This window comes from Sphaerisporangium viridialbum (genome assembly GCF_049674955.1).
GTDB classification, from domain to species: domain Bacteria; phylum Actinomycetota; class Actinomycetes; order Streptosporangiales; family Streptosporangiaceae; genus Sphaerisporangium; species Sphaerisporangium viridialbum.
In genome coordinates, this window is the sequence record NZ_CP187232.1 from 1140781 (window position 1) to 1166629 (window position 25849).

General features: G+C 66.3%; 36 protein-coding genes. All 36 read left to right on the forward strand.

The features are described 5' to 3' along the window. Positions 1–13: 13 nt before the first annotated feature. Positions 14–3889, forward strand: a complete 3876-nt coding sequence (locus ACOZ38_RS05370; RefSeq protein WP_424529068.1) for a DNA-directed RNA polymerase subunit beta' — start codon at positions 14–16, stop codon at positions 3887–3889. Positions 3890–4476: 587 nt separating this feature from the next. Continuing rightward, positions 4477–4851: a 30S ribosomal protein S12 gene (gene rpsL / locus ACOZ38_RS05375; protein WP_061253213.1), complete on the forward strand. Its 375-nt coding sequence runs from the start codon at positions 4477–4479 to the stop codon at positions 4849–4851. Between the two features lies 1 nt (position 4852). After that, positions 4853–5323 carry a 30S ribosomal protein S7 gene (gene rpsG / locus ACOZ38_RS05380; protein WP_358546952.1) on the forward strand — a complete coding sequence of 157 codons (471 nt, stop codon included), beginning with the start codon at positions 4853–4855 and terminating at the stop codon, positions 5321–5323. A 90-nt stretch (positions 5324–5413) separates the two neighbouring features. Then, positions 5414–7462: an elongation factor G gene (gene fusA, locus ACOZ38_RS05385; RefSeq protein WP_405152230.1), complete on the forward strand. Its 2049-nt coding sequence runs from the start codon at positions 5414–5416 to the stop codon at positions 7460–7462. A 181-nt stretch (positions 7463–7643) separates the two neighbouring features. Continuing rightward, positions 7644–8837, forward strand: a complete 1194-nt coding sequence (gene tuf, locus ACOZ38_RS05390; RefSeq protein WP_405144533.1) for an elongation factor Tu — start codon at positions 7644–7646, stop codon at positions 8835–8837. A gap of 273 nt (positions 8838–9110) precedes the next feature. Continuing rightward, the gene (gene rpsJ / locus ACOZ38_RS05395) at positions 9111–9419 is read left to right on the forward strand and encodes a 30S ribosomal protein S10 (RefSeq protein WP_012887830.1); all 309 of its coding nucleotides are present in this window, start codon (positions 9111–9113) and stop codon (positions 9417–9419) included. A 14-nt stretch (positions 9420–9433) separates the two neighbouring features. Next, entirely contained in the window at positions 9434–10087 is a 654-nt protein-coding gene (rplC, locus tag ACOZ38_RS05400) for a 50S ribosomal protein L3 (protein ID WP_344952269.1), read from the forward strand. Beyond that, positions 10084–10731, forward strand: coding sequence for a 50S ribosomal protein L4 (gene rplD / locus ACOZ38_RS05405; RefSeq protein ID WP_424529069.1), 648 nt, complete (start codon positions 10084–10086; stop codon positions 10729–10731). The genes rplC and rplD overlap by 4 nt, the downstream gene beginning before the upstream one ends. Continuing rightward, the gene (gene rplW, locus ACOZ38_RS05410; RefSeq protein ID WP_358546942.1) at positions 10731–11033 is read left to right on the forward strand and encodes a 50S ribosomal protein L23; all 303 of its coding nucleotides are present in this window, start codon (positions 10731–10733) and stop codon (positions 11031–11033) included. Before rplD ends, rplW begins: the two co-directional genes overlap by 1 nt. A gap of 46 nt (positions 11034–11079) precedes the next feature. Further along, positions 11080–11916: a 50S ribosomal protein L2 gene (gene rplB, locus ACOZ38_RS05415; RefSeq protein ID WP_214414915.1), complete on the forward strand. Its 837-nt coding sequence runs from the start codon at positions 11080–11082 to the stop codon at positions 11914–11916. An 11-nt stretch (positions 11917–11927) separates the two neighbouring features. Continuing rightward, complete coding sequence (gene rpsS, locus ACOZ38_RS05420; RefSeq protein ID WP_248964954.1) at positions 11928–12206, forward strand: 30S ribosomal protein S19; 279 nt, start codon at positions 11928–11930, stop codon at positions 12204–12206. Positions 12207–12231: 25 nt separating this feature from the next. After that, on the forward strand, positions 12232–12600 hold the full coding sequence (gene rplV / locus ACOZ38_RS05425) for a 50S ribosomal protein L22 (protein ID WP_262849231.1): 369 nt from the start codon (positions 12232–12234) through the stop codon (positions 12598–12600). Continuing rightward, a complete protein-coding gene (gene rpsC / locus ACOZ38_RS05430) occupies positions 12600–13454 on the forward strand; it encodes a 30S ribosomal protein S3 (protein WP_424529070.1) in 855 nt (284 codons plus the stop codon). Before rplV ends, rpsC begins: the two co-directional genes overlap by 1 nt. Before the next feature lie 2 nt (positions 13455–13456). After that, positions 13457–13876 carry a 50S ribosomal protein L16 gene (rplP, locus tag ACOZ38_RS05435; protein ID WP_184608221.1) on the forward strand — a complete coding sequence of 140 codons (420 nt, stop codon included), beginning with the start codon at positions 13457–13459 and terminating at the stop codon, positions 13874–13876. Next, entirely contained in the window at positions 13876–14112 is a 237-nt protein-coding gene (gene rpmC, locus ACOZ38_RS05440; RefSeq protein WP_114032840.1) for a 50S ribosomal protein L29, read from the forward strand. Before rplP ends, rpmC begins: the two co-directional genes overlap by 1 nt. Next, positions 14105–14389: a 30S ribosomal protein S17 gene (rpsQ, locus tag ACOZ38_RS05445; RefSeq protein ID WP_344952248.1), complete on the forward strand. Its 285-nt coding sequence runs from the start codon at positions 14105–14107 to the stop codon at positions 14387–14389. The genes rpmC and rpsQ overlap by 8 nt, the downstream gene beginning before the upstream one ends. A 148-nt stretch (positions 14390–14537) precedes the next feature. Beyond that, positions 14538–14906: a 50S ribosomal protein L14 gene (rplN, locus tag ACOZ38_RS05450; protein WP_189162756.1), complete on the forward strand. Its 369-nt coding sequence runs from the start codon at positions 14538–14540 to the stop codon at positions 14904–14906. 9 nt (positions 14907–14915) lie between these two features. Next, positions 14916–15215 (forward strand): 50S ribosomal protein L24, encoded by a 300-nt coding sequence (gene rplX / locus ACOZ38_RS05455; protein WP_405152231.1) that lies wholly within the window; start codon positions 14916–14918, stop codon positions 15213–15215. Next, positions 15215–15790, forward strand: a complete 576-nt coding sequence (gene rplE / locus ACOZ38_RS05460; RefSeq protein ID WP_405144539.1) for a 50S ribosomal protein L5 — start codon at positions 15215–15217, stop codon at positions 15788–15790. The genes rplX and rplE overlap by 1 nt, the downstream gene beginning before the upstream one ends. After that, positions 15790–15975, forward strand: a complete 186-nt coding sequence (locus ACOZ38_RS05465) for a type Z 30S ribosomal protein S14 (protein WP_248964959.1) — start codon at positions 15790–15792, stop codon at positions 15973–15975. Before rplE ends, ACOZ38_RS05465 begins: the two co-directional genes overlap by 1 nt. A gap of 177 nt (positions 15976–16152) precedes the next feature. Further along, positions 16153–16551 (forward strand): 30S ribosomal protein S8, encoded by a 399-nt coding sequence (gene rpsH / locus ACOZ38_RS05470; protein ID WP_262849247.1) that lies wholly within the window; start codon positions 16153–16155, stop codon positions 16549–16551. 19 nt (positions 16552–16570) lie between these two features. Continuing rightward, the gene (gene rplF, locus ACOZ38_RS05475) at positions 16571–17113 is read left to right on the forward strand and encodes a 50S ribosomal protein L6 (protein ID WP_405144542.1); all 543 of its coding nucleotides are present in this window, start codon (positions 16571–16573) and stop codon (positions 17111–17113) included. Positions 17114–17115: 2 nt separating this feature from the next. Next, positions 17116–17496, forward strand: a complete 381-nt coding sequence (gene rplR, locus ACOZ38_RS05480) for a 50S ribosomal protein L18 (protein ID WP_405144544.1) — start codon at positions 17116–17118, stop codon at positions 17494–17496. Between the two features lie 49 nt (positions 17497–17545). Further along, complete coding sequence (gene rpsE / locus ACOZ38_RS05485; protein WP_114032746.1) at positions 17546–18178, forward strand: 30S ribosomal protein S5; 633 nt, start codon at positions 17546–17548, stop codon at positions 18176–18178. A 3-nt stretch (positions 18179–18181) separates the two neighbouring features. Next, positions 18182–18364 carry a 50S ribosomal protein L30 gene (gene rpmD, locus ACOZ38_RS05490; RefSeq protein WP_030451484.1) on the forward strand — a complete coding sequence of 61 codons (183 nt, stop codon included), beginning with the start codon at positions 18182–18184 and terminating at the stop codon, positions 18362–18364. 2 nt (positions 18365–18366) lie between these two features. Beyond that, positions 18367–18840 (forward strand): 50S ribosomal protein L15, encoded by a 474-nt coding sequence (gene rplO, locus ACOZ38_RS05495; RefSeq protein WP_424529071.1) that lies wholly within the window; start codon positions 18367–18369, stop codon positions 18838–18840. A 166-nt stretch (positions 18841–19006) separates the two neighbouring features. Further along, the gene (gene secY, locus ACOZ38_RS05500) at positions 19007–20314 is read left to right on the forward strand and encodes a preprotein translocase subunit SecY (RefSeq protein ID WP_358546918.1); all 1308 of its coding nucleotides are present in this window, start codon (positions 19007–19009) and stop codon (positions 20312–20314) included. Continuing rightward, positions 20314–20967, forward strand: a complete 654-nt coding sequence (locus ACOZ38_RS05505) for an adenylate kinase (protein WP_358546915.1) — start codon at positions 20314–20316, stop codon at positions 20965–20967. Before secY ends, ACOZ38_RS05505 begins: the two co-directional genes overlap by 1 nt. 126 nt (positions 20968–21093) lie before the next feature. Further along, entirely contained in the window at positions 21094–21936 is an 843-nt protein-coding gene (map, locus tag ACOZ38_RS05510; protein ID WP_424529072.1) for a type I methionyl aminopeptidase, read from the forward strand. A gap of 62 nt (positions 21937–21998) precedes the next feature. After that, on the forward strand, positions 21999–22430 hold the full coding sequence (locus tag ACOZ38_RS05515) for a DUF1707 SHOCT-like domain-containing protein (RefSeq protein WP_405144551.1): 432 nt from the start codon (positions 21999–22001) through the stop codon (positions 22428–22430). Positions 22431–22603: 173 nt separating this feature from the next. Then, on the forward strand, positions 22604–23071 hold the full coding sequence (locus ACOZ38_RS05520; RefSeq protein ID WP_424529073.1) for a hypothetical protein: 468 nt from the start codon (positions 22604–22606) through the stop codon (positions 23069–23071). Positions 23072–23643: 572 nt separating this feature from the next. Next, a complete protein-coding gene (gene infA / locus ACOZ38_RS05525) occupies positions 23644–23865 on the forward strand; it encodes a translation initiation factor IF-1 (protein WP_012887858.1) in 222 nt (73 codons plus the stop codon). 106 nt (positions 23866–23971) lie between these two features. Then, the gene (rpmJ, locus tag ACOZ38_RS05530) at positions 23972–24085 is read left to right on the forward strand and encodes a 50S ribosomal protein L36 (protein WP_003956441.1); all 114 of its coding nucleotides are present in this window, start codon (positions 23972–23974) and stop codon (positions 24083–24085) included. A 204-nt stretch (positions 24086–24289) separates the two neighbouring features. Continuing rightward, a complete protein-coding gene (rpsM, locus tag ACOZ38_RS05535) occupies positions 24290–24670 on the forward strand; it encodes a 30S ribosomal protein S13 (RefSeq protein WP_262849274.1) in 381 nt (126 codons plus the stop codon). Between the two features lie 93 nt (positions 24671–24763). Continuing rightward, positions 24764–25168: a 30S ribosomal protein S11 gene (gene rpsK / locus ACOZ38_RS05540; RefSeq protein ID WP_012887860.1), complete on the forward strand. Its 405-nt coding sequence runs from the start codon at positions 24764–24766 to the stop codon at positions 25166–25168. A 20-nt stretch (positions 25169–25188) separates the two neighbouring features. After that, positions 25189–25815, forward strand: a complete 627-nt coding sequence (gene rpsD, locus ACOZ38_RS05545; protein WP_405144570.1) for a 30S ribosomal protein S4 — start codon at positions 25189–25191, stop codon at positions 25813–25815. Positions 25816–25849: the final 34 nt, after the last annotated feature.

Here is a 25849-nt window from a genome sequence, read left to right on the forward strand (position 1 = left end):
GAGGGGATAAGAAGTGCTCGACGTCAACTTCTTCGACGAGCTGCGAATCGGTCTCGCCACGGCCGACGATATCCGTCAGTGGTCGCACGGCGAGGTTAAGAAGCCCGAGACCATCAACTACCGCACCCTGAAGCCGGAAAAGGACGGGCTCTTCTGCGAGAAGATCTTCGGCCCCACCCGCGACTGGGAGTGCTACTGCGGTAAGTACAAGCGCGTCCGCTTCAAGGGCATCATCTGTGAGCGCTGTGGCGTCGAGGTGACTCGCGCCAAGGTGCGTCGTGAGCGGATGGGCCACATCGAGCTGGCCGCTCCGGTCACCCACATCTGGTACTTCAAGGGCGTCCCGTCGCGCCTCGGGTACCTGCTGGACCTGGCCCCGAAGGACCTTGAGAAGGTCATCTACTTCGCGGCCTACATGATCACGTATGTCGACACCGAGATGCGTGCTCGTGACCTGCCGTCGCTGGAGGCGAAGATCTCCGTCGAGCGGCAGCACATCGAGCAGCGCCGCGACGCCGACATCGAGGCCCGGCAGAAGAAGCTCGAGACCGACCTCGCCGAGCTGGAGTCCACCGGCGCGAAGGGTGACGTGCGCCGCAAGGTGCGCGAGGGTGCCGACCGCGAGATGCGTCAGCTCCGCGACCGCACCCAGCGCGAGCTCGACCGCCTGGAAGAGGTCTGGAGCCGCTTCAAGAACCTCAAGGTTCAGGACCTTGAGGGTGACGAGCTGCTCTACCGCGAGATGCGCGACCGCTTCGGCCGCTACTTCCGCGGTGGCATGGGCGCCCAGGCCATCCAGGAGCGCCTGAACAACTTCGACCTGGCCGCCGAGGCCGAGTCGCTGCGCGAGACCATCCGCAGCGGCAAGGGTCAGAAGAAGGCCCGCGCGCTCAAGCGGCTCAAGGTCGTGTCCGCGTTCCTCACGACGCGCAACTCGCCCAACGGCATGGTCCTCGACTGCATCCCGGTCATCCCGCCGGACCTGCGCCCGATGGTGCAGCTCGACGGTGGCCGGTTCGCGACCTCGGACCTCAACGACCTGTACCGCCGCGTCATCAACCGGAACAACCGCCTCAAGCGGCTTCTGGACCTCGGCGCGCCCGAGATCATCGTCAACAACGAGAAGCGGATGCTCCAGGAGGCCGTCGACGCGCTGTTCGACAACGGCCGCCGCGGCCGTCCGGTCACCGGGCCGGGCAACCGTCCGCTGAAGTCGCTGTCCGACATGCTCAAGGGCAAGCAGGGCCGCTTCCGGCAGAACCTCCTCGGCAAGCGAGTCGACTACTCCGGCCGTTCGGTCATCGTCGTCGGCCCGCAGCTGAAGCTGCACCAGTGCGGCCTGCCCAAGCAGATGGCGCTGGAGCTCTTCAAGCCGTTCGTGATGAAGCGCCTGGTCGACCTGAACCACGCGCAGAACATCAAGTCGGCGAAGCGCATGGTCGAGCGGGCCAGGCCGGTCGTGTGGGACGTGCTCGAAGAGGTCATCACCGAGCACCCGGTGCTGCTCAACCGCGCGCCGACCCTGCACCGCCTCGGCATCCAGGCCTTCGAGCCGCAGCTCGTCGAGGGCAAGGCGATCCAGATCCACCCGCTCGTCTGCACCGCGTTCAACGCGGACTTCGACGGCGACCAGATGGCGGTCCACCTGCCGCTGTCGGCGGAGGCCCAGGCCGAGGCGCGCATCCTGATGCTCTCGACCAACAACATCCTCAAGCCGGCCGACGGCAAGCCCGTGACCATGCCCACCCAGGACATGATCATCGGCCTCTACTGGCTGACCACCCAGCTCGACGGCGCCGAGGGCGAGGGCCGGGTCTTCGGCTCGGTGTCCGAGGCGCTCATGGCCTATGACCGGCGCGAGCTGAACATCCAGGCCAAGATCCAGGTGCGCGTCAAGGACGTCCCGCCGCCGCGGGGCTGGCAGGCGCCCGAGGGCTGGGAGGCCGGCGAGGCCTACCGCCTGGAGTCCACCCTGGGCCGGTGCCTGTTCAACCAGACCCTGCCGGACAACTACCCGTTCGTGAACTCGCAGATCGGGAAGAAGCAGCTCTCGACGATCGTCAACGAGCTCGCTGAGAAGTACCCGAAGGTCGAGGTCGCGACCGCTCTGGACGCGCTCAAGGACGCCGGCTTCCACTGGGCGACCCGCTCCGGCGTCACGATCTCCATCGACGACGTCGTCGCGCCGCCGAACAAGGCCGCGATCATGGAGTCGTACGAGCGGAGGGCCGACAAGGTCCAGCGTGAGTACGAGCGCGGTCTGATCACCGACGAGGAGCGCCGCCAGGAGCTCATCGAGATCTGGACGCACGCCACGGCGGACGTCGAGACCGACATGGTGAACGCCTTCCCGGCGACCAACTCCGTCTGGATGATGGTCAACTCCGGCGCCCGAGGCAACAAGATGCAGGTCCGTCAGATCGCGGGCATCCGTGGTCTGGTGTCCAACACCAAGGGTGAGACGATCCCGCGGCCGATCAAGTCCTCCTTCCGCGAGGGCCTGTCGGTGCTGGAGTACTTCATCTCCACCCACGGACAGCGGAAGGGCCTCGCGGACACCGCTCTGCGTACCGCCGACTCGGGTTACCTGACCCGTCGTCTGGTGGACGTCGCGCAGGACGTCATCGTCCGCGAGATCGACTGTGGCACCGACCGCGGCGTCCCGCTGCACGTCGGCGAGCGCGACTCCTCCGGCAACCTCGGCAAGGCCGAGAACGCCGAGAGCAACGTGCACGGCCGCATCCTGGCCGAGGACGTCGAGGTGGACGGCAAGATCATCGCGACGGCGGGTGTCGACATCAGCGACATCACCGTCACCGCGCTGGTCGAGGCCGGCATCGAGACGGTCAGGACCCGCAGCGCGCTGGTGTGCGAGGCGAAGATCGGTGTCTGCGCCACCTGCTATGGCCGCTCGCTGGCGACCGGCAAGCTCGTGGACGTCGGCGAGGCCGTCGGCATCATCGCGGCCCAGTCGATCGGTGAGCCCGGCACGCAGCTGACGATGCGCACCTTCCACACCGGTGGTGTGGCGGGCGCGGACATCACCCACGGTCTGCCCCGTGTCCAGGAGCTGTTCGAGGCGCGCGTCCCCAAGGGTGTCGCCCCGATCAGCGAGGCCGACGGCCGCGCGCGCATCGACGAGACCGACAAGACCCGCAAGATCGTCATCACTCCGGACGACGGCTCCGAGGAGATCGCCTACCCGGTGTCGATGCGGTCGCGCCTGCTGGTCGGCGACGGCCAGCGGGTGACGGTGGGCCAGCAGCTCATCGCCGGTGCGGTCAACCCCAACGAGGTGCTGCGCATCCTCGGCCCCCGGGCCGTGCAGCTCCACCTGGTGGCCGAGGTCCAGCAGGTGTACCGCTCGCAGGGTGTGTCGATCCACGACAAGCACATCGAGATCATCGTGCGGCAGATGCTCAAGCGCGTGAACGTGCTCGAGTCGGGTGACACCGACCTGCTGCCCGGCGAGCTCGTCGAGCGGCCGCGCTTCGAGATGGTCAACCGCGAGGTCGTCGCCGAGGGCGGCACCCCCGCCTCCGGCCGTCCGGTCCTCATGGGCATCACCAAGGCCTCGCTCGCCACCGAGTCGTGGCTGTCGGCGGCGTCCTTCCAGGAGACCACCCGGGTGCTCACCGACGCGGCGATCCACGCCAAGTCCGACTCCCTGCTCGGTCTCAAGGAGAACGTCATCATCGGAAAGCTCATCCCGGCGGGTACGGGCATGTCCCAGTACCGCAACATCCGGGTCGAGCCCACCGAGGAGGCCAAGGCGGCGATGTACACCGTCGGCGGCTACGACGGCTCCGCGACCGACTACACCTTCGGCACGGGCAGCGGCGAAGCCGTCCCGCTGGAGGAGTACGACTTCGGTCAGTACAACCGCTAGCGGCCCGGCCGGCACTCGCCGGCCGGTCCCGGCTCCGAGCGGACGAGGGGCGCGCGTTTCCCGGAAGGGGAGCGGGCGCCCCTCGTGGCGTCTCCGGTCCCGTGGCCGGCCGTGCGAGCCCCGGGAGCGCGGCCCCGCGTACGGTCCGGGGGCCCCACGTCGGGCGGCGGGCGAGGCAAGACAGGGAAATCGTCGAGAGAAGTCTCCGCGTGCCGGTAAACTTGACGGGAGCCTGATAGCGGTCGGGGGGAAACCGGCCGCGGGACCACGACACGCCCCGAAGCCGCCCGCATGAGCGGCTCGGCGCAACCGTTTTGACGTGTTGCGATGGGCTAGGTAGTCTTGCCCTTCGTGCCCGTGGCTTCATGGGCTCACATGCGTGCGCTCCAAGGCCTCCACGGAGGTCGTTCGGACGCCGCGTGATCTCCTCCACTGGTCAGGCCATCGTCGGGCACAGTGCGGCAAAGATCGCGACACGCCCGAGCGCGTGGGTCGGAGCCGAGGGAAAAACAGCAGGTCATGACACCGGCAGAGCCTGCGAAACGCACGACTTTTCGAATTACCGGCCAAGCATGAACGGAGACGCGGTGCCCACGATTCAGCAGCTGGTCCGCAAGGGCCGCCAGGACAAGGTCAGTAAGACCAAGACACCGGCGCTCAAGGGGAGCCCCCAGCGGCGCGGCGTCTGCACGCGCGTGTATACGACGACCCCCAAGAAGCCGAACTCCGCCCTCCGCAAGGTGGCGCGTGTCAGGCTCACCAATGGCATCGAGGTAACGGCCTACATCCCTGGTGTCGGTCACAACCTTCAGGAGCACTCCATCGTGCTCGTGCGTGGCGGTCGTGTGAAGGACCTGCCGGGTGTTCGATACAAGATCATCCGCGGTTCGCTGGACACCCAGGGCGTCCGCAACCGCAAGCAGGCCCGCAGCCGTTACGGCGCGAAGAAGGAGAAGAGCTGACATGCCGCGCAAGGGTCCCGCTGGGCGCCGACAGCTTGTCGCAGACCCGGTGTTCAACTCACCGCTGGTCACCGCGCTCATCAACAAGGTGCTTCTGAACGGCAAGCGGTCGCTCGCCCAGTCGATCGTCTACGACGCCCTCGAGGGCTGCAAGGACAAGTCGGGCAACGACCCGGTAGTCACGCTGAAGCGCGCTCTCGACAACGTCAAGCCCACTCTTGAGGTGCGCAGCCGCCGTGTCGGTGGCGCCACCTACCAGGTGCCGGTCGAGGTGCGCGCCGCGCGCAGCACCACGCTGGCGCTCCGCTGGCTGGTGCAGTACTCCCGCGCCCGCCGCGAGAAGACCATGACCGAGCGGCTGATGAACGAGCTGCTCGACGCCAGCAACGGCCTCGGCGCCAGCGTCAAGCGGCGTGAGGACACGCACAAGATGGCCGAGTCCAACAAGGCCTTCGCCCACTACCGCTGGTAATCCCAGCGGCGACGACGAGACGACGAGGACGCGAGAGAAGTGGCGACAACGACCGCTCTTGACCTGGCCAGGGTCCGCAACATCGGGATCATGGCCCACATCGACGCGGGCAAAACCACCACGACCGAGCGCATCCTGTTCTACACCGGTATCAACTACAAGATCGGTGAAGTCCACGAGGGCGCTGCCACGATGGACTGGATGGAGCAGGAGCAGGAGCGCGGCATCACCATCACCTCCGCCGCGACGACCTGCATGTGGCTTGATCACACGATCAACATCATCGACACTCCCGGCCACGTCGACTTCACTGTCGAGGTGGAGCGGTCGCTGCGCGTTCTTGACGGTGCGGTCGCGGTCTTCGACGCCGTCGCCGGTGTCGAGCCGCAGTCCGAGACGGTGTGGCGCCAGGCCGACCGTTACGGCGTTCCCCGCATCTGCTTCGTCAACAAGATGGACCGGGTCGGCGCCGAGTTCCACCGCTGCGTCGACATGATCGTGTCCCGCCTCGGTGCGACTCCGCTGGTCATCCAGCTTCCCTGGGGCGTCGAGGCCGACTTCAAGGGCATCATCGACCTGGTGAAGATGAAGGGCCTGATCTGGAGCGCCGAGGCGGCCAAGGGCGAGATGTACGACACCGTCGACATCCCGGCCGACCACGCCGACGTCGCCCGTGAGTGGCGCGACAAGCTCATCGAGACCGTCGCCGAGCACGACGACGAGCTCATGGAGCTGTTCCTCGAGGGCGTCGAGCCCACCGAGGAGCAGCTGGTCGCCGGCATCCGCCGCGCGACACTGGCCAGCTCCCTCAACCCGGTCCTGTGCGGCACCGCGTTCAAGAACAAGGGCGTGCAGCCCCTGCTCGACGCGATCGTGGCCTACCTCCCGGCCCCGACCGACATCCCCGCGCTCAAGGGGCACGCGGTCGGCCACGAGGACCAGGTCATCGAGCGTCACGCGGACCCGAACGAGCCGTTCTCCGCTCTGGCCTTCAAGATCATGAGCGACCAGCACCTGGGCAAGCTCACCTTCATTCGCATCTACTCGGGCACGCTCGACACCGGTACGTCGGTCGTGAACTCCGTGAAGGGCAAGAAGGAGCGCATCGGCAAGATCTACCAGATGCACGCCAACAAGCGCGAAGAGCGCCCGCAGGCCGTCGCTGGTCAGATCGTCGCCGTCATGGGCCTGAAGGACACCACCACCGGTGACACCCTCAGCGACCCGACGCACCAGGTCGTCCTGGAGTCGATGAACTTCCCTGCTCCGGTCATCAACGTCGCGATCGAGCCGAAGACCAAGGGCGACCAGGAGAAGCTGGGCACCGCGATCCAGCGCCTGGCCGAGGAGGACCCGTCCTTCCAGGTCCGGCGGGACGAGGAGACCGGGCAGACGGTCATCTGGGGTATGGGTGAGCTCCACCTGGAGATCCTCGTCGACCGGATGCGCCGCGAGTTCAAGGTCGAGGCCAACGTCGGCCGCCCGCAGGTCGCCTACCGCGAGACCATCCGCCGCAAGGTGGAGAAGATCGAGTACACGCACAAGAAGCAGACCGGTGGTTCCGGCCAGTTCGCGCGCGTGATCATCGATCTGGAGCCGCTGGGCGAGGGCAACGACGGTTACGAGTTCAAGAACAGCGTCAGTGGTGGCCGCATCCCCCGGGAGTACATCCCGTCGGTGGACGCGGGCGCCCAGGAGGCCGCCGAGTTCGGCGTGCTGGCCGGCTACCCGATGGTGGGCGTCAAGGTCACCCTGCGGGACGGTGCCTACCACGAGGTCGACTCCTCCGAAATGGCCTTCAAGATCGCCGGTTCGATGGCCTTCAAGGAGGCCGCGCGCCGTGCCGACGCCGTAATCCTGGAGCCGATGATGGCCGTCGAGGTCACCACGCCCGAGGACTACATGGGTGATGTCATCGGTGACCTCAACGGTCGCCGCGGGCAGATCCAGGCGATGGAAGACAGAACTGGGGCAAAGGTCATCAATGCCCTCGTTCCGCTGTCAGAGATGTTCGGTTACGTGGGTGACCTGCGAAGCAAGACCCAGGGCCGGGCTGTCTACAGCATGCAGTTCGACTCCTATTCGGAGGTGCCCCCGGGCATCGCCAAGGAGATCGTCGCGAAGGCTCGGGGCGAATAGTCCCCGGAGTCCGAATGGCTGAGGCCGGTGGGAGACCGCCGGCCGACGGCCAGAGGGGATCGGGACCCGCGGTTCCGGCTCCCCCGTCTGGGGCGGTGAGCGATCGCCGCCCCGGGCCTACGGGCTCCGAGCCCGAGTGAGACTACGCAAGTCAAGTCAGAATCTCTAAGGAGACAGAGCAGTGGCCAAGGCCAAGTTCGAGCGGACCAAGCCGCACGTGAACATCGGCACCATTGGGCACATCGACCACGGCAAGACCACTCTGACCGCGGCGATCACCAAGGTGCTCCACGACCGTTTCCCTCACCTCAATGAGGCGACCCCGTTCGACAAGATCGACAAGGCGCCCGAGGAGAAGGCCCGCGGCATCACCATCTCCATCGCCCACGTCGAGTACCAGACCGAGAAGCGCCACTATGCCCACGTGGACTGCCCCGGTCACGCCGACTACGTGAAGAACATGATCACGGGTGCGGCCCAGATGGACGGCGCGATCCTCGTGGTCGCCGCCACCGATGGTCCGATGCCCCAGACGAAGGAGCACGTCCTCCTGGCTCGCCAGGTCGGCGTCCCCTACATCGTCGTCGCCCTGAACAAGGCCGACATGGTCGACGATGAGGAGATCCTGGAGCTCGTCGAGCTCGAGGTTCGCGAGCTGCTCTCCGCCCAGGAGTTCCCGGGCGACGACCTCCCGGTCATTCGCGTCTCGGCGCTGAAGGCGCTCGAGGGCGACGAGAAGTGGGGCGACTCGATCATCGAGCTCATGAACGCCGTGGACGACAACGTCCCCGAGCCCGTTCGTGACACCGACAAGCCCTTCCTCATGCCGATCGAGGACGTCTTCTCGATCACCGGCCGCGGCACCGTCGTGACCGGTCGTATCGAGCGCGGCATCGTCAAGGTCAACGAGACCGTCGACATCATCGGCATCAAGGAGAAGAGCACCACGACCACCGTCACCGGTGTCGAGATGTTCCGCAAGCTCCTTGACGAGGGCCGGGCCGGTGACAACGTCGGCCTGCTCCTCCGTGGCATCAAGCGCGAGGACGTCGAGCGCGGCCAGTGCATCATCAAGCCGGGCACGACCACCCCGCACACCGAGTTCGAGGCTCAGGTCTACATCCTGTCCAAGGACGAGGGCGGCCGCCACACGCCGTTCTTCAACAACTACCGCCCGCAGTTCTACTTCCGTACCACGGACGTGACGGGCGTCGTGACCCTCCCCGAGGGCACCGAGATGGTCATGCCCGGTGACAACACCGAGATGACCGTCCAGCTCATCCAGCCCATCGCGATGGAGGACGGTCTCAAGTTCGCCATCCGCGAGGGTGGCCGCACCGTCGGTGCGGGTCGAGTCACGAAGATCATCAAGTAGCGCGATCACGGGTCGGCGGTCGGCCTCGGGGAACCGGGGGCCGGCCGCCGCACCACGAAGGGGCCGACCAGTCGGCCCCGGAGCCCACAGCGAGCTTCGAGCCCGATCCAGGCCCGTGATCTCGCAGCCGTCTCGGCCCAGAGCGACCGAGATGACTGCAAGATCACGGAAGAAATAGGCGGGTCACGGGGCGTGCGCCACGTGGGACACCCATAGCGGCAAAAGGCCGCACGAAACTTTTGCAGGACGACAGCGAAGGACACCGAGGCCATTATGGCGGGACAAAAGATCCGCATCCGGCTTAAGGCCTATGACCACGAGGTCATCGACAGCTCGGCCAAGAAGATCGTCGAGACGGTGACGCGGACTGGCGCGAAGGTCGCGGGCCCGGTGCCGTTGCCGACCGAGAAGAACGTGTACTGCGTCATCCGCTCGCCGCACAAGTACAAGGACAGCCGTGAGCACTTCGAAATGCGCACGCACAAGCGGCTGATTGACATCATCGATCCGACGCCGAAGACCGTCGACTCGCTCATGCGGCTCGACCTTCCGGCCGGCGTCGACATCTCGATCAAGCTCTGAGGGAACGCACTGACATGGCTAAGCAGATCAAGGGCGTCCTGGGCAAGAAGCTCGGCATGACCCAGGTCTTCGATGAGGGCAACCGGATGGTTCCGGTCACCGTCGTCGAGGCCGGTCCGTGCGTGGTGACCCGCGTCCGCACTGAGGACAAGGACGGCTACTCCGCTGTTCAGCTCGGCTACGGGCAGGTGGACCCGCGCAAGGTGAACAAGCCGCTGGGTGATTATCTGCGCAAGCACGACATCACCCCGCGCCGCTACTTCGTCGAGCTTCGGACCACGGACGCCTCCGAGTACACGATCGGCCAGGAAGTACTGGCCGACACCTTCGAGGCCGGGCAGTACGTCGACGTGACCGGTAAGAGCAAGGGCAAGGGCTTCGCGGGCGTCATGAAGCGTCACGGCTTCAAGGGCCTCAGCGCCTCGCACGGCACCCAGCGCAAGCACCGCTCGCCCGGCTCCATCGGCGGTTGCGCCACGCCGGGCCGCGTCTTCAAGGGCCTGCGCATGGCCGGCCGGATGGGCAACGTCCGGACCACCATCCAGAGCCTCAAGGTTCACGCCGTGGACGCCGAGAAGGGTCTCATCCTGATCAAGGGTGCGATCCCCGGTGCCAACGGCAGCCTGGTTCTCGTCCGCACCAGTGCCAAGAAGGGGGCTGCCAAGTGAGCACCATTGACGTCCTCGACGCGGCCGGCGCGAAGACCGGAAGCGTCGACCTGCCGGAGGACATCTTCGGCGCCAAGGTCAACATCCCGCTGATCCACCAGGTCGTCGTCGCCCAGCTCGCCGCGCGCAGGCAGGGCACGCACAAGACGAAGACCCGTGGTGAGGTCAGGGGCGGTGGCAAGAAGCCGTACCGCCAGAAGGGCACCGGCCGCGCCCGCCAGGGCTCGACCCGCGCCCCGCAGTTCGCCGGCGGTGGCACCGTCCACGGCCCGCAGCCGCGGGACTACGCCCAGAAGACGCCCAAGAAGATGAAGGCCGCCGCTCTTCGCGGTGCCCTCAGCGACAGGGCGGCCGGCGGTCGCGTGTACGTCATCGACGGCCTGGTGACGGGGGAGACCCCGAAGACCAAGGCCGCGCTCGAGGCGCTGCGCAAGATCACCAACGCTCGCAGCGTTCTCGTCGTCGTGGACGAGGGTGACGAGCTGACCTGGCTGAGCCTGCGGAACGCGCCGGAGGTCCACCTCCTGGACGCGGGCCAGCTCAACACGTACGACGTGCTCTGCTACGACGACGTGGTCTTCACGCGCACCGCGTACGACCAGGTCGTGGCTCGGCTCGGCAAGAGCGGGAAGGAAGACGCCTGATGCAGAAGATCGCCGACCCGCGCGACATCATCATCAAGCCGATCGTCTCCGAGAAGAGCTACGGCCTGATCGATGAGCACAACAAGTACACGTTCTTGGTGCGCAAGACGGCCAACAAGACCCAGGTGAAGATCGCGATCGAGCAGATCTTCGGCGTCAAGGTCTCCAGCGTGAACACGATCAACCGGCAGGGCAAGCGCAAGCGGACCAAGTTCGGTTACGGCCAGCGCCCGAGCACCAAGCGGGCGATCGTGAGCCTGGTGGAAGGCGATCGGATCGACATCTTCGGTCAGATCAGCTGATCACCGCGCATTGCCAAGCAACATCGACAAGGGATGAACGAAAAAGATGGGCATCCGTAAATACAAGCCGACGACTCCGGGTCGTCGCGGCGCGAGCGTCTCGGACTTCGCCGAGATCACGCGCAGCACGCCGGAGAAGTCGCTGCTTGCTCCCCTTCACAGCAAGGGTGGTCGTAACGTCCACGGCCGGGTGACCGCGCGTCACCAGGGCGGCGGGCACAAGCGCGCCTACCGGATCATCGACTTCCGGCGCCACGACAAGGACGGCATTCCGGCCAAGGTCGCTCACATCGAGTACGACCCCAACCGGACGTCGCGCATCGCGCTCCTGCACTACGCAGACGGCGAGAAGCGCTACATCCTCGCTCCGACGGGCATCAAGCAGGGCGACCGCATCGAGAACGGCCCCGCGGCCGACATCAAGCCGGGCAACTGCCTGCCACTGCGCAACATCCCCACCGGTACCTTCATCCACGCCGTGGAGCTGAAGCCCGGTGGCGGCGCCAAGCTCGGCCGGTCCGCCGGCGCGCAGATCCAGCTCCTGGCCAAGGAGGGGCAGTACGCCACGCTGCGTATGCCCTCCGGCGAAATGCGCCAGGTGGACGTGCGCTGCCGCGCCTCCGTGGGCCAGGTCGGCAACGCCGAGCAGGCCAACATCAACATCGGTAAGGCTGGCCGTAACCGCTGGAAGGGCAAGCGCCCGACGGTTCGCGGTGTCGCCATGAACCCGGTCGACCACCCGCACGGTGGTGGTGAGGGTAAGACCTCCGGCGGTCGCCACCCGGTGAACCCCAAGGGCAAGCCCGAGGGTCGTACCCGTCAGGCCAACAAGGCCAGCGACCGACTGATCATCCGTCGGCGGAGCAAGAGGAAGAAGCGGTAGGAGCAGCCTAAATGCCACGTAGCCTTAAGAAGGGTCCTTTCGTGGATGGCCACCTTATGAAGAAGGTGGACGTCCAGAACGAAAAGGGCACCAAGAACGTCATCAAGACGTGGTCGCGGCGCTCCATGATCGTGCCCGACATGCTCGGCCACACGATCGCCGTCCACGACGGGCGCAAGCACGTCCCGGTGTTCGTCACCGAGTCGATGATCGGTCACAAGCTGGGTGAGTTCGCGCCTACGCGGACCTTCCGCAGCCACGTCAAGGAAGACCGGCGTAGCCGGCGGTAAGCGCCTTAGAAACGAGGAGTAAGCGATGGAAGCCAGGGCTCAGGCGCGGTTCGTCCGCGTCACGCCCCAGAAGGCCCGCCGCGTGGTGGACCTTATTCGCGGGCTGCCCGCTTCGGAGGCGCAGGCCGTGCTGCAGTTCGCCCCCCAGGCGGCGAGCGAGCCGATCTACAAGGTGCTGTCGAGCGCGATGGCGAACGCCGAGCACAACTTCAAGCTCGACCGCGAGCTGCTGGTCGTGAGCCGGGCGTGGGTCGATGAGGGCCCGACGCTGAAGAGGTTCCGTCCCCGTGCCCAGGGCCGTGCCTATCGGATCAACAAGCGGACGAGTCACATCACCGTGATCGTCGAAGCCCGGCCGGAAGGTCAGGGCAGGCCGAAGGGAAGGACCCGCTAGTGGGCCAGAAGGTTAACCCGCACGGGTTCCGGCTCGGCATCACGACCGACTTCAAGAGCCGGTGGTACGCCGACAAGCTGTACAAGTCCTACGTCGCCGAAGACGTGTCGATCCGCCGCATGCTGCAGAAGGGCATGGAGCGGGCCGGCATCTCCAAGGTCGAGATCGAGCGGACCACCGACCGAGTTCAGGTCGACATCCACACCGCCCGGCCGGGCATCGTCATCGGCCGCCGCGGCGCCGAGGCGGACCGCATCCGTGGCGACCTCGAGAAGCTGACCAAGAAGCAGGTCCAGCTCAACATCCTCGAGGTCAAGAACCCCGAGATCGACGCCCAGCTCGTCGCCCAGGGCGTGGCCGAGCAGCTGTCCAGCCGGGTCTCGTTCCGGCGGGCGATGCGCAAGGCCATGCAGTCGGCGATGAAGAGCGGCGCCAAGGGCATCCGTGTCCAGTGCGCCGGTCGTCTCGGCGGCGCCGAGATGTCGCGGTCGGAGTTCTACCGCGAGGGTCGTGTGCCTCTGCACACCCTTCGCGCGGACATCGACTACGGCTTCTACGAGGCCCGCACCACCTTCGGCCGCATCGGCGTGAAGGTGTGGATCTACAAGGGTGAGGCTCCGACCAGCCGCGCCGAGCGCGAGGCGGCTGCCGCCGGTGCGCGTGCCGGCCAGCGTCGCGACCGTACCGACCGGCCGCAGCGTGGCCGTGGCGCGGGCGGCGGCGGTGGCGGCGGCCGGGGTGGCCGTGACGGCGCCCCCCGTGGCGGCGGTCGCGGGCCCAAGACCGAATCAACCGCGCCCGCAGGGGCGCCCGAGACCGGCCCGGCGGAGCAGCCGGGTGCTGAAGGGAGCTGACCATGCTGATCCCGCGCAGGGTCAAGCACCGTAAACAGCACCGGCCCGACCGCAGCGGAGCCGCCAAGGGCGGCACCAGGGTCGTGTTCGGCGAGTTCGGCATCCAGGCGCTTGAGCACCACTACGTGACCAACCGCCAGATCGAGGCCGCTCGTATCGCCATGACCCGGCACATCCGCCGTGGCGGCAAGGTGTGGATCAACATCTACCCCGACCGTCCCCTGACGAAGAAGCCTGCCGAGACCCGCATGGGTTCCGGTAAGGGTTCGCCGGAGTGGTGGATCGCCAACGTCAAGCCCGGCCGCGTCATGTTCGAGCTCTCGGGTGTCTCCGAGCCGGTGGCCCGTGAGGCCCTCCGCCGTGCGATGCACAAGCTCCCGATGAAGTGCCGGTTTGTTAAGCGTGAAGTGGGTGAGGCGTGATGGCTAAGGGCCTGACCGCCGGTGAGCTGCGGACTTCTGACCAGGATGAGCTGGTCCAGAAGCTGAAGGAAGCCAAGGAGGAGCTGTTCAACCTCCGCTTCCAGGCGGCGACCGGTCAGTTGGAAAGCCACGGGCGGCTCCGTGCCGTCCGCCGCGAGATCGCCCGTATCTACACCGTGATGCGCGAGCGGGAGCTCGGAATCATCACGGTCGAGAAGGAGCCGAGCGATGGCTGAGACAACTGAGACCACCGACAAGAAGACGCGGAACTACCGCAAGACCCGCGAGGGTCTCGTCGTCAGCGACAAGATGGACAAGACCGTCGTCGTCGCCGTCGAGGACCGCGTGAAGCACCCGCTGTACGGCAAGGTCATCCGCCGTACGACCAAGTACAAGGCTCACGACGAGGCCAACTCCTGCGGCGTCGGCGACCGTGTTCTCCTGATGGAGACCCGGCCGCTGTCGGCCACCAAGCGGTGGCGCGTCGTGGAGATCCTCGAGCGGGCCAAGTAAGTCGCTCTGCGGGAGGCCCCCCGGAAGGGGGTCTCTCGCGCGAGCGTCCCCCCTCGGCGCCGGCAGGGCCGTCGCCAGGGAGCATTAGACCGAATCTAGTTCCGCCAGGCTCACTGAATGAGAACCGGCGTGACACACGGGAGTTGACGTGATCCAGCAGGAGTCGCGGCTCAAGGTCGCCGACAACACGGGTGCCAAGGAGATCTTGTGCATCCGCGTGCTCGGCGGCTCGGGTCGGCGCTACGCGGGTATCGGCGACATCATCGTCGCGACGGTGAAGGACGCCCTTCCCGCCGCGGGTGTCAAAAAGGGTGATGTGGTCAAGGCTGTCGTGGTGCGCACCACCAAGGAGCGCCGCCGCCCCGACGGCTCCTACATCCGCTTCGACGAGAACGCCGCGGTCATCATCAAGGACAGCGGTGACCCTCGGGGCACGCGTATCTTCGGTCCGGTGGGTCGCGAGCTGCGCGAGAAGAAGTTCATGCGCATCATCTCGCTCGCGCCGGAGGTGTTGTAAATGCCGAAGCTGCATGTGAAGAAGGGTGACCTCGTCCAGGTCATCGCCGGTAAGGACAAGGGTGCCAAGGGTCGTGTGATCCTCTCTATCCCGCGCGAGGACCGCGTGATAGTCGAGGGCGTCAACCTGGTCAAGAAGCACTCGAAGGTCACCCACCAGGGACCGCGCGGCGCCAAGGAAGGCGGCGTGCAGACCATGGAGGCCCCCATCCACGTGAGCAACGTCAAGAAGCTCAAGGATGAGGCGAAGAAGGACGACAAGCCCGCCAAGAAGGCCGAGAAGGCCGACGAATCGGGTGAGGACAACTGATGACCGCCACCACAACTGAGACCGAGCGCCCCACGCCGCGCCTCAAGGAGCGCTACCGCGAGGAGATCGCGGACAAGCTTCGCGAGCAGTTCGGCATCGAGAACGCCATGCAGATCCCCAGGCTCACCAAGATCAAGGTGAACATGGGCGTCGGCGAGGCGGCTCGGGACTCCAAGCTCATCGAGGGCGCGGTGCGCGATCTCACCGCCATCACCGGTCAGAAGCCGGCCGTCGCCCACGCCCGCAAGTCCATCGCGCAGTTCAAGCTGCGCGAGGGCATGCCGATCGGCGCGCACGTGACGCTCCGCGGCGACCGCATGTGGGAGTTCCTCGACCGGCTGCTCTCCCTGGCGCTTCCGCGCATCAGGGACTTCCGCGGCCTGTCGCCGAAGCAGTTCGACGGCAACGGGAACTACACCTTCGGTCTTACCGAGCAGGTCATGTTCCACGAGGTGGACCCCGACCGGGTCGACCGTCAGCGTGGCATGGACATCACGGTCGTGACCACCGCCACGAATGACGACCAGGGCCGGGCGCTGCTCAAGCTTCTCGGCTTCCCCTTTAAGGAGGCCTGATGGCTAAGAAGTCCTTGATCGCCAAGGCCGAGCGCAAGCCCAAGTTCGGCGTTCGCGCGTACACTCGGTGCACGCGCTGCGGCCGGCCTCGCGCCGTCTACCGCAAGTTCGGCCTGTGCCGCGTGTGCTTCCGCGAGATGGCGCACCGGGGCGAGCTGCCCGGTATCACCAAGTCCAGCTGGTAGCCCGCGTGCGGGCCTTCTCGATGGACGCGTGGCCGGTTCGGCCGGCGATCGCGACGTGAAGGCCCGCCCGGGGCCCGCTGTGCACATAAGTCATATCAACCGGGCGCTGCTTCAAGCGCCCACGACCACACCGTAGGTCCCGTCACAGGGAAACCGCGGTGAGGAGGGCCACCGGCCATGACGATGACCGACCCGATCGCAGACATGTTGACACGTCTGCGTAACGCGAACTCGGCATACCACGACACCGTGGCCATGCCGTACTCGAAGATCAAGGCGCACATCGCCGAGATCCTCCAGCAGGAGGGTTACATCCAGGCCTGGGCCGTCGAAGACGCCAAGGTCGGGAAGAACCTCGTGGTGGAGCTCAAGTTCGGGCCTACGCGTGAACGGTCTATCGCGGGCCTGCGCCGGGTTTCCAAGCCCGGTCTGCGGGTCTATGCAAAGAAGGACAACCTGCCTAGGGTCCTGGGCGGCCTGGGCGTCGCGATCATCTCGACGTCCGGTGGCCTCATGACCGACAGGCAGGCCGGCAAGCGTGGTGTGGGCGGGGAAGTCCTCGCCTACGTTTGGTAACGAGGGGAGGAATTTCAGCATGTCGCGAATTGGACGGCTGCCCATCCCCGTACCGAATGGTGTTGACATCACCATCGACGGCCGGGATGTCACGGTCAAGGGCCCCAAGGGCACGCTTTCACACAAGGTCGCCGAGCCGATCGACGTGGCTCGGGGGGACGACGGCAACATCGCCGTCTCACGTCCCAACGACGAGAACAAGGTCCGTGCGCTGCACGGGCTGTCCCGCACGCTGATCGCCAACATGGTGGACGGCGTGACCAAGGGATACAGCAAGACGCTGGAGATCGTCGGCGTGGGTTACCGCGTCCAGGCCAAGGGCCCGACGCAGCTGGAGTTCTCGCTGGGCTTCAGCCACTCGGTGATCGTCGACGCCCCCGAGGGCGTCACCTTCCGCGTCGACCGGCCGACCCTGTTCCACGTGGACGGCATCGACAAGCAGAAGGTCGGCGAGGTCGCCGCGAACATCCGGAAGCTGCGCAAGCCTGACCCTTACAAGGGCAAGGGTGTGCGGTACCAGGGCGAAGTCATCCGCCGCAAGGTCGGAAAGGCTGGTAAGTAGTCATGGCCTTCACCAAGGTTGCCAAGCACACGGCCGCGCGTGCGCTCTCGCGCTCGCGCCGTCACCGCCGTGTCCGCAAGAAGGTCGTCGGCTCGCCGGCCCGCCCGCGTCTCGTCGTCAACCGCTCCGCGCGTCACCTGTTCGTGCAGATCGTGGACGACACCGCCGGCCACACGCTGGTGAGCGCGTCCACGCTGGACGCCTCGCTCCGTACCGGCGAGGGCACCAAGACGGACAAGGCTAAGAAGGTCGGCGAGCTCCTCGCTCAGCGGGCCAAGGCCGCCGGGATCACCGCTGTCGTCTTCGACCGCGGTGGCAACCGCTACGCGGGCCGCATCGCGGCCCTCGCGGACAGCGCCCGAGAAGGCGGGCTGGAGTTCTGATGTCTCCAGCCAGGATCGCAATCAAGAGCAACGAGGAGAGGAACCACTGATGGCTGCAGCTCCGCGTCGCGGTGCCGGCGGCGGTGGTGAGCGGCGTGACCGTCGCGACGATCGCCGCGGCGGCGCTGCCGAGAAGGGCGTCTCGTACATCGAGCGCGTCGTGAAGATCAATCGAGTGGCCAAGGTCGTCAAGGGTGGTCGGCGCTTCAGCTTCACCGCCCTGGTTGTCGTCGGTGACGGCAACGGCCTGGTCGGTGTCGGATACGGCAAGGCCAAGGAGGTGCCCGCGGCGATCGCCAAGGGCGTCGAAGAGGCCAAGAAGCACTTCTTCAAGGTGCCGCGCATCCAGGGCACCATCCCGCACACCGTGCAGGGTGAGGACGCCGCCGGCGTCGTTCTCCTGCGTCCGGCCTCGCCCGGTACCGGTGTCATCGCGGGTGGTCCGGTGCGCGCCGTCCTGGAGTGCGCCGGCATCCACGACGTGCTGTCCAAGTCGCTCGGCTCGGACAACCCGATCAACATCGTCCACGCCACCGTGGCGGCGCTGAAGGGCCTCAGCAGGCCCGAGGAGATCGCCGCCCGCCGTGGACTGCCGATCGAGCACGTCGCCCCCGTGCGCATGCTCAAGGCCCGTGCCGAAGGCATCGCCGAGGCCGCCGCGGCGGCGAAGGCGGTGAGCTAGCCGATGGCTCGTCTCAAGATCACCCAGACCCGATCGAAGATCGGTGGCAAGCAGAACCAGCGTGACTCGCTTCGCTCGCTGGGCCTGAAGCGAATCGGCGACGTCGTCGTCAAGGAGGACCGCCCGGAGATCCGGGGGATGGTCGCCGTGGTGACGCACCTCGTCGAGGTGGAAGAGGTCGACTAGTCATGGCTAACGCTGAGAACAACGCCGGCGGTACGCCGCTGCGCATCCACCACCTGCGTCCGGCCCCCGGCGCCAACAAGTCCAAGGTCCGCAAGGGCCGTGGCGAGGCGTCCAAGGGCAAGACGTCCGGTCGTGGCACCAAGGGCACCAAGTCCCGTACGAGTGTTCCTCTCGGCTTCGAGGGTGGCCAGGTTCCGCTCCAGCGGCGGCTGCCCAAGCTGAAGGGCTTCTCGAACGCCATGTTCAAGACGACCTATCAGGTCGTCAACCTGGACAGGCTCGGCGAGCTGTTCCCCGATGGCGGCGACGTCAACGTGGAGACGCTGGTCGAGCGGGGTGCGGTCCGCAAGAACCAGCCGGTCAAGATCCTGGGAACCGGTGACATCTCGGTGGCGTTGAACGTGCAGGCGCACGCTTTCTCCGCCTCCGCGAAGGAGAAGATCGCTGCGGCCGGTGGCGCCGTCACCGAGCTGTAGGCAGGCAATACGAGGCGCGGGGGCTCACAGAGAGCCACCGCGCCCGTAGTGCGTTAGAGTGCGCTGGACAGAAGGCTGTCCAGGGCTCGTTGACCAGAGATGTGCCGATGGATCACTCCCAGACCTTCGCTGACCGATACCGCCTTTCAGGCGCGCAGGAGGGGCCGTGCTGACCGCGATTACCCGGGCGTTCCGTACGCCCGACCTGCGCAACAAGTTGCTCTTCACGTTGGGCATCATCGTGTTGTTCCGGCTGGGTTCGGTGCTGCCGACCCCCGGTGTGAACACGATCAATGTCCAGCAGTGTTTGAAAGAGGCGCAGTCGAGCGACGCCGCCAACATCTATGGCATGGTGCAGCTGTTCAGTGGCGGCGCGCTGCTGAAACTTTCAGTCTTCGCGCTCGGCATCATGCCGTACATCACGTCCAGCATCATTCTCCAGCTGCTCACAGTGGTCATCCCCCGTCTTGAGGCTCTCAAGAAGGAGGGCCAGGCCGGCAACGCGAAGATCACGCAGTACACGCGTTACCTGACCATCGGCCTCGCGATCCTGCAGTCGACCGCGTTCGTGGCGCTCGCGCGCACCGGGCAGCTGTTCCCGAACTGCCGCCAGCCGCTCCTCATCAACAACGACGCCTTCACCATCGTGACGATGGTGGTCGTGATGACGGCCGGCACCTCCGTGATCATGTGGCTCGGCGAGCTCGTCACCGACCGCGGTGTCGGCAACGGCATGTCGATCCTGATCTTCACGCAGGTCATCGCGGTCTTCCCGTCCGAGCTCCTGAACATCTTCCGCCAGAACGCCTTCACCTTCGTCGTGGTGATGGTGGTCGGTGTGTTCATGATCGCGGCGGTGGTGTTCGTCGAGCAGGCGCAGCGCCGCATCCCCGTGCAGTACGCCAAACGCATGGTGGGCCGCCGGATGTACGGCGGGACCTCGACCTATATCCCCTTGAAGGTGAACCAGGCGGGCATCATCCCGGTCATCTTCGCCTCCTCGCTGCTCTACCTCCCGCAGCTCGTTGTGTCGCTGTTCGGCAACAAGGAGAACCCGGGCGCGGTCGTCCAGTGGCTGGCGCAGAACTTCGTCCGTGGCGACCACCCGGTCTACATGGCCACGTTCTTCGTGCTGATCATCTTCTTCACCTACTTCTACGTGTCCATCACCTTCAACCCCGTTGAAGTCGCCGACAACATGAAGAAGTACGGTGGATTCATCCCGGGCATCCGCCCGGGACGGCCGACCGCCGAGTACCTCAACTACGTGCTCACACGGTTGACCGCCCCCGGTTCGCTGTATCTGGGCCTGATCTCCATGGTGCCGATCATCGCGCTGGCGGTGGCAGGAGCGAGCCAGAACTTCCCGTTCGGAGGCACGAGCATTCTGATCATGGTTGGTGTTGGGCTGGACACCGTGAAGCAGATCGAGAGCCAGCTGCAGCAGCGGAACTACGAGGGCTTCCTCAAGTAGTGCGCGTCGTCCTGGTCGGGCCCCCCGGAGCGGGCAAGGGGACACAGGCCCAGTTCATCGCATCGAACCTGTCCATCCCGAAGATCTCGACAGGTGACATTTTCCGTGCCAACGTGTCGGGCGGCACGGAACTCGGCAAGCTTGCCAAGGAGTACATGGACCGTGGCGACCTCGTTCCCGACGAGGTGACCGTCGCCATGGTCCGCGATCGCCTCGGGGAGGCCGACGCGCAGGAGGGTTTCCTGCTCGACGGCTTCCCGCGCAACGTGCCACAGGCCCAGATCCTCAACAAGATGCTGGCCGAGTTCGGCACGTCGCTCGACGCCGTGCTCGAGCTCGTCGTCGACGACGAGGAGGTCGTGCGCCGCCTCGCCGGGCGCCGCACCTGCCGTTCCTGCGGCAAGGTGTGGCACGTGGTGTTCGATCCGTCCTCCAAGGAGGGCGTCTGCGACGCCTGCGGCGGTGAGCTGTTCCAGCGGGACGACGACCGGGAAGACACCATCCGCCACCGTCTGGAGGTCTACCAGGAGCAGACCTCTCCGCTCATCTCGTTCTACGCGGATGAGGGGATCCTCCAGGGGGTCGACGCCACCGGACCGGTAGAGGAGATCACACAGCGGGCGATGGCGGAGTTGCGCCGCTTCGTCGACTGACATATTTCACCGCCTAACGCCACTTCTGGGGTCGTTTCCCAGGGGTGGCGTTCGGCTTGTTGGGGGACAATTGGGGGAATTGGGATGCCGCGTCGTCCGTTATTTCACCCCAGGGGGTGCCAGTAAGTGTTCAAGAAGAACAAGCACGGGATTCAGATCAAGACGCCTGCGCAGGTGGAGAAGATGCGGGCCGCCGGCCTGGTGGTCGGGCGCACGCTCGAACTGCTGCGGAACTCCGTGCGACCGGGGATGACGCCGCTCGACCTGGACGCGATCGCCGAGAAGGCCATTCGCGACGAGGGTGCCATTCCTTCGTTCAAGGGCTACCAGGGCTTCCCCGCGACCATCTGCGCCTCGGTCAACGAAGAGGTGGTCCACGGCATACCGAGCGACCGGCGGCCGCTCGTCGAGGGAGACGTCATCTCCATCGACTGCGGCGCGATCCTCGACGGCTGGCACGGCGACTCGGCGATCACGATGGGGGTCGGCGAGGTCGACCCGAAGCTGACCGAGCTGATGCGGGTGACCGAGGAGGCCATGTGGCGCGGTATCGCGGCCCTGGCCGTCGGTGGGCACCTGTCCGACATCGGCCATGAGGTAGAGCGTTACGTGCGCTCTCAGGGCCGCTACGGCATTCCTCAGGAGTACGGCGGGCACGGCATCGGCACCGAGATGCACATGGACCCGTGGGTGGCGAACCACGGCAAGCCGGGCAGGGGCCCGAAGTTCGAGGTGGGCATGTGCTTCGCCGTCGAGCCGATGGTCAACCTCGGTACCGACCGCACCAGGGTGCTGGCCGACGACTGGACCGTCGTGACGATCGACGGAAAGGCGTCCGCGCACTTCGAGCACAGCGTCGCGGTGACTGATAATGGTCCTTGGGTGCTTACCGCCATCGACGGGGGTAAAGCACGGCTTAGCGAACTGCTGGGAGGGAAAGTCGTCACCGACGGCAAGGTGGAGCGATGAGCTCCCTTTGCCGTTAGCTGGGCGGCCTTCCACGGCGGACGTCTGCACGGGAGTTGAGGACGATGGCTGCGACACCGGATATGAGGGCGTCCGACGGCGACAGGGACAGGGTCGCGGCCGCCCTCCGCGAGCACTGCGCCGAGGGCCGGCTCACGATGGAGGAGTTCAACGAGCGCCTGGAGCTGGTGTACGCGGGCAGGACCTTTGGTGACCTGCAGAAGCTGACCGCCGACCTGCCCGACATCGACCTGCGCGCGCGCCCCGCCGCGGCCCAGTCGCCGGCGAAGCGTCCCGATCACAAGGGGGACGACAAGGGGATCAGGGCCGCCTGGACGGCCTGGGCCTCCGCGGTGGCCGTGACCTCGGTGATCTGGGCCCTCACCGACTTCGGCGGATATTTCTGGCCGATGTGGGTTGCGGGCCCGTGGGGGGCGATCCTGCTGGTCAGCACGATTTTCGGCGCGGGTTCGAAGAACCACGGCGGGAAGGGCTGATCACGCCTTCTGTGGAGAAATGCACCCTCGGCTGCGAGTGTGGATTCGTACGCAGAACAGATCCTTTGACCTCCATAACGTGAGCGATGTCCGGAACGAGTGGCACCAGCAAAGCTCGACCGGCACGGGGAATCCGTCCTCATCCCGAGGACGCTCGCTCACAGGAGGAAACCGTGCGAAAGATTCGCAACCTGCTCGTCGGCACCGCCCTCGCCGGGTCGCTGGCGGCAGGCCTCGCGGCCGTACCCGCCGCGGCCCAGGCGTCGACGACCGACAGCACCGCCGCGGCCCAGGCGCAGTCGGCGCGCCACCGGTTCGGTCCCTTCTTCTCGGACTTCGGCCGGGGAGAGGACCGGAACGACCGCTCCTACGCCCAGGGCTACTGGTGGAAGTCGAACGGCCGTTACCACCTGGACTTCGACCTGTTCGACCGTGACCGCGACAGGCAGTACGCGTGGTTCGACGTCTACTACCACGACGACCGCGGCTGGCACCGCTACAACAGGTACCGCACCTTCGGTCACCTCTCGAAGCGGATCTTCTTCAACGACAAGGACATCGACGGGTTCCGCTTCCGTGTCGGCGAGGGTTCGACCAGCGACTACGACTGGAGCGGCTGGCACCGCTACGGCAGCTTCTGAGCTGACCTCGTATCCACGCGTCTGACCGTTCGGTCCCAGTGAGGGGGGCCGGAGGCGGGGGTCACCGAGCGGGCGCTTCCTGTGAGCGCCCGCTCTTCTGGTGTTCACGGGCATTTGGCCGCAGCCTTTACCACTGATGGCAGTTTCCCGGTTTGTTGGCGGGTAAGTGATCTTTATCGGACAACAGCGGTCAGGGGCGCCGTGCGCCCCCACCTCCCCGTACCCATGAGCACGCGCCCACCCTGGACCGGTATCGGCGGTACCGAGCGCCGGGTGGGCGCGTCCACGTTCGCTCTGGTCACTCGGCCCCCAGACGTGCACGGTTCTTGCCCGAAGCCGTACGGTCGGGGGTCCCACCATGCGGGCGGTCTGGGGTACGCTGGTGGTCGGTTGTGTCCAGACAAGCGCCAGGCGTTTCGCAATTCCTCGCCGGTTGTCGTACACTCCTTTGTCGGTTCACTATGACCATTGCGCGTCGGCGGTCCAGGCATCGCCGCATCCTCACGTGCTCTAGGTCGCGGCTGCGTAGTGTTCCGATACCTCAGACGACCGATCAGTGAAACGCGAGGGACATGGCCAAGAAGGACGGCGCCATCGAGATCGAGGGCACTGTGGTTGAGTCGCTCCCGAACGCGATGTTCCGGGTGCAACTCGACAACGGCCATAAGGTCCTGGCCCACATCAGCGGACGGATGCGGATGCACTACATCCGAATCCTCCCCGACGACAGGGTTGTCGTTGAACTGAGCCCCTACGACCTCAGTCGTGGGCGGATCGTCTACCGATACAAGTAAGCCCCCTTCCCGGCAGCGAGGAAGACCGGCCGCCCGTGCGACGCACGGCGCGGCTGTTCGACCGAGTGGCGCCGGCGGGCGGGCCGTCTGAGGAACGACAGGGACTATGAAGGTCAAGCCGAGCGTCAAGAAGATCTGCGACAAGTGCAAGGTGATCCGCCGGCACGGTCGCGTCATGGTGATCTGCGACAACCTGCGCCACAAGCAGCGCCAGGGCTGATCGCGGCCGGGCAGGGCGGCCGAGCCACCAGGTGGCGAGGCGGGCCGGGCCCGGAACAAATGTAATCGCGCATCACACCCGCGAAGGCGGCGTAAGCCGAACCACGCGGGCGACCCTCGGTCGGAGGCCGAGGCCCTCACCCCGGGCATGGGGAGGGGCAGTGACGCGCAGGACCTCCGCCATAACGAAGGAGAATGCCCGACCATGGCTCGCCTGGTTGGCGTCGACCTCCCCCGCGACAAGCGGCTGGAGATCGCTCTCACCTACATCTACGGAATCGGCCGCAGCCGCGCTCAGGAGGTCCTGAGCGTCACGGGGATCAGCGGGGACCTTCGCGTCCACCAGCTGTCCGACACCGAGCTGGTGCCGCTGCGTGACTACATCGAGGCCACCTTCAAGATCGAGGGTGACCTTCGTCGCGAGGTTCAGGCCGACATCCGTCGCAAGATCGAAATCGGCTGCTACCAGGGCATCCGACACCGTCGTGGTCTTCCCGTGCACGGTCAGCGTACGCAGACCAACGCGCGCACCCGCAAGGGCAAGAAGAAGACCGTGGCCGGCAAGAAGAAGCCCGGCAAGAAGTAGTCCGCGACGGGGCGCCGAGCCGGGCCAGGCAAGGGCCCGACGCCTCGCCCCCGTCCACGCAGCAGGACCGACCACCTCAGGAGATAGCGCTACATGCCTCCGAAGAGCCGCCAGGGTGCACCGAAGAAGGTGCGCCGCAAGGAAAAGAAGAACGTCGCTCACGGGCACGCCCACATCAAGAGCACGTTCAACAACACGATTGTTTCGATCACCGACCCGAGCGGGAACGTGATCTCCTGGGCCAGCGCCGGCCACGTCGGGTTCAAGGGCTCCCGCAAGTCCACGCCGTTCGCGGCGCAGATGGCCGCCGAGAACGCCGCGCGCCGGGCCATGGAGCACGGCATGCGCAAGGTCGACGTCTTCGTGAAGGGCCCCGGTTCCGGTCGCGAGACCGCCATCCGGTCCCTCCAGGCCACCGGCCTGGAGGTGGGTTCCATCCAGGATGTCACCCCGGTTCCCCACAACGGTTGCCGTCCGCCCAAGCGCCGCCGCGTCTGAGGCCCAGGAGATATAGAGAAATGGCTCGTTACACCGGAGCGGACTGCAAGCTCTGCCGCCGTGAGAAGACCAAGCTCTTCCTCAAGGGCGCCAAGTGTGAGTCCCCCAAGTGCCCGATCGAGATCCGTCCTTACCCCCCGGGTGAGCACGGCCGCGGCCGTCCCAAGGAGTCTGAGTACCAGCTCCAGCTTCGCGAGAAGCAGAAGACCCGCCGCATCTACGGCATCCTCGAGAAGCAGTTCCGCAATTACTACGAGGAAGCCAACCGCAAGACCGGTAAGACCGGTGAGAACCTTCTCCAGATCCTGGAGAGCCGTCTGGACAACGTCGTCTTCCGCGCCGGCCTCGCCGTCTCGCGTGACGCCGCCCGCCAGCAGGTTCGCCACGGCCACATCCTGGTCAACGGCAAGAAGGTCGACATCCCGTCCTACCGCGTCCGCGAGCACGACATCGTCGAGGTCCGTGAGAAGTCCCGGAACCTGATGCCGTACGAGGTGGCTCGCGCCACCACGGGCGACCGCACCGTCCCGGCCTGGCTCGGCGTCGTTCCGGACAAGCTGCGTGTCCTCGTGCACCAGCTCCCGGTGCGCCAGCAGATCGACACGCAGGTGCAGGAGCAGCTGATCGTCGAGCTCTACTCCAAGTAGGCGCTCGCGCATAGTCTGTCAATGGGCTGTACGG

Coding starts and splice junctions, on each gene's coding strand:
- rpsG (WP_358546952.1), top strand. CDS start 4,853: ATGCCGCGCAAGGGTCCCGCTGGGCGCCGACAGCTTGTCGCAGACCCG.
- fusA (WP_405152230.1), top strand. CDS start 5,414: ATGGCCCACATCGACGCGGGCAAAACCACCACGACCGAGCGCATCCTG.
- rpsJ (WP_012887830.1), top strand. CDS start 9,111: ATGGCGGGACAAAAGATCCGCATCCGGCTTAAGGCCTATGACCACGAG.
- rplC (WP_344952269.1), top strand. CDS start 9,434: ATGGCTAAGCAGATCAAGGGCGTCCTGGGCAAGAAGCTCGGCATGACC.
- rplW (WP_358546942.1), top strand. CDS start 10,731: ATGCAGAAGATCGCCGACCCGCGCGACATCATCATCAAGCCGATCGTC.
- rplB (WP_214414915.1), top strand. CDS start 11,080: ATGGGCATCCGTAAATACAAGCCGACGACTCCGGGTCGTCGCGGCGCG.
- rpsS (WP_248964954.1), top strand. CDS start 11,928: ATGCCACGTAGCCTTAAGAAGGGTCCTTTCGTGGATGGCCACCTTATG.
- rplV (WP_262849231.1), top strand. CDS start 12,232: ATGGAAGCCAGGGCTCAGGCGCGGTTCGTCCGCGTCACGCCCCAGAAG.
- rplP (WP_184608221.1), top strand. CDS start 13,457: ATGCTGATCCCGCGCAGGGTCAAGCACCGTAAACAGCACCGGCCCGAC.
- rpmC (WP_114032840.1), top strand. CDS start 13,876: ATGGCTAAGGGCCTGACCGCCGGTGAGCTGCGGACTTCTGACCAGGAT.
- rpsQ (WP_344952248.1), top strand. CDS start 14,105: ATGGCTGAGACAACTGAGACCACCGACAAGAAGACGCGGAACTACCGC.
- rplE (WP_405144539.1), top strand. CDS start 15,215: ATGACCGCCACCACAACTGAGACCGAGCGCCCCACGCCGCGCCTCAAG.
- ACOZ38_RS05465 (WP_248964959.1), top strand. CDS start 15,790: ATGGCTAAGAAGTCCTTGATCGCCAAGGCCGAGCGCAAGCCCAAGTTC.
- rpsH (WP_262849247.1), top strand. CDS start 16,153: ATGACGATGACCGACCCGATCGCAGACATGTTGACACGTCTGCGTAAC.
- rplF (WP_405144542.1), top strand. CDS start 16,571: ATGTCGCGAATTGGACGGCTGCCCATCCCCGTACCGAATGGTGTTGAC.
- rplR (WP_405144544.1), top strand. CDS start 17,116: ATGGCCTTCACCAAGGTTGCCAAGCACACGGCCGCGCGTGCGCTCTCG.
- rpsE (WP_114032746.1), top strand. CDS start 17,546: ATGGCTGCAGCTCCGCGTCGCGGTGCCGGCGGCGGTGGTGAGCGGCGT.
- rpmD (WP_030451484.1), top strand. CDS start 18,182: ATGGCTCGTCTCAAGATCACCCAGACCCGATCGAAGATCGGTGGCAAG.
- rplO (WP_424529071.1), top strand. CDS start 18,367: ATGGCTAACGCTGAGAACAACGCCGGCGGTACGCCGCTGCGCATCCAC.
- ACOZ38_RS05515 (WP_405144551.1), top strand. CDS start 21,999: ATGGCTGCGACACCGGATATGAGGGCGTCCGACGGCGACAGGGACAGG.
- infA (WP_012887858.1), top strand. CDS start 23,644: ATGGCCAAGAAGGACGGCGCCATCGAGATCGAGGGCACTGTGGTTGAG.
- rpmJ (WP_003956441.1), top strand. CDS start 23,972: ATGAAGGTCAAGCCGAGCGTCAAGAAGATCTGCGACAAGTGCAAGGTG.
- rpsM (WP_262849274.1), top strand. CDS start 24,290: ATGGCTCGCCTGGTTGGCGTCGACCTCCCCCGCGACAAGCGGCTGGAG.
- rpsK (WP_012887860.1), top strand. CDS start 24,764: ATGCCTCCGAAGAGCCGCCAGGGTGCACCGAAGAAGGTGCGCCGCAAG.
- rpsD (WP_405144570.1), top strand. CDS start 25,189: ATGGCTCGTTACACCGGAGCGGACTGCAAGCTCTGCCGCCGTGAGAAG.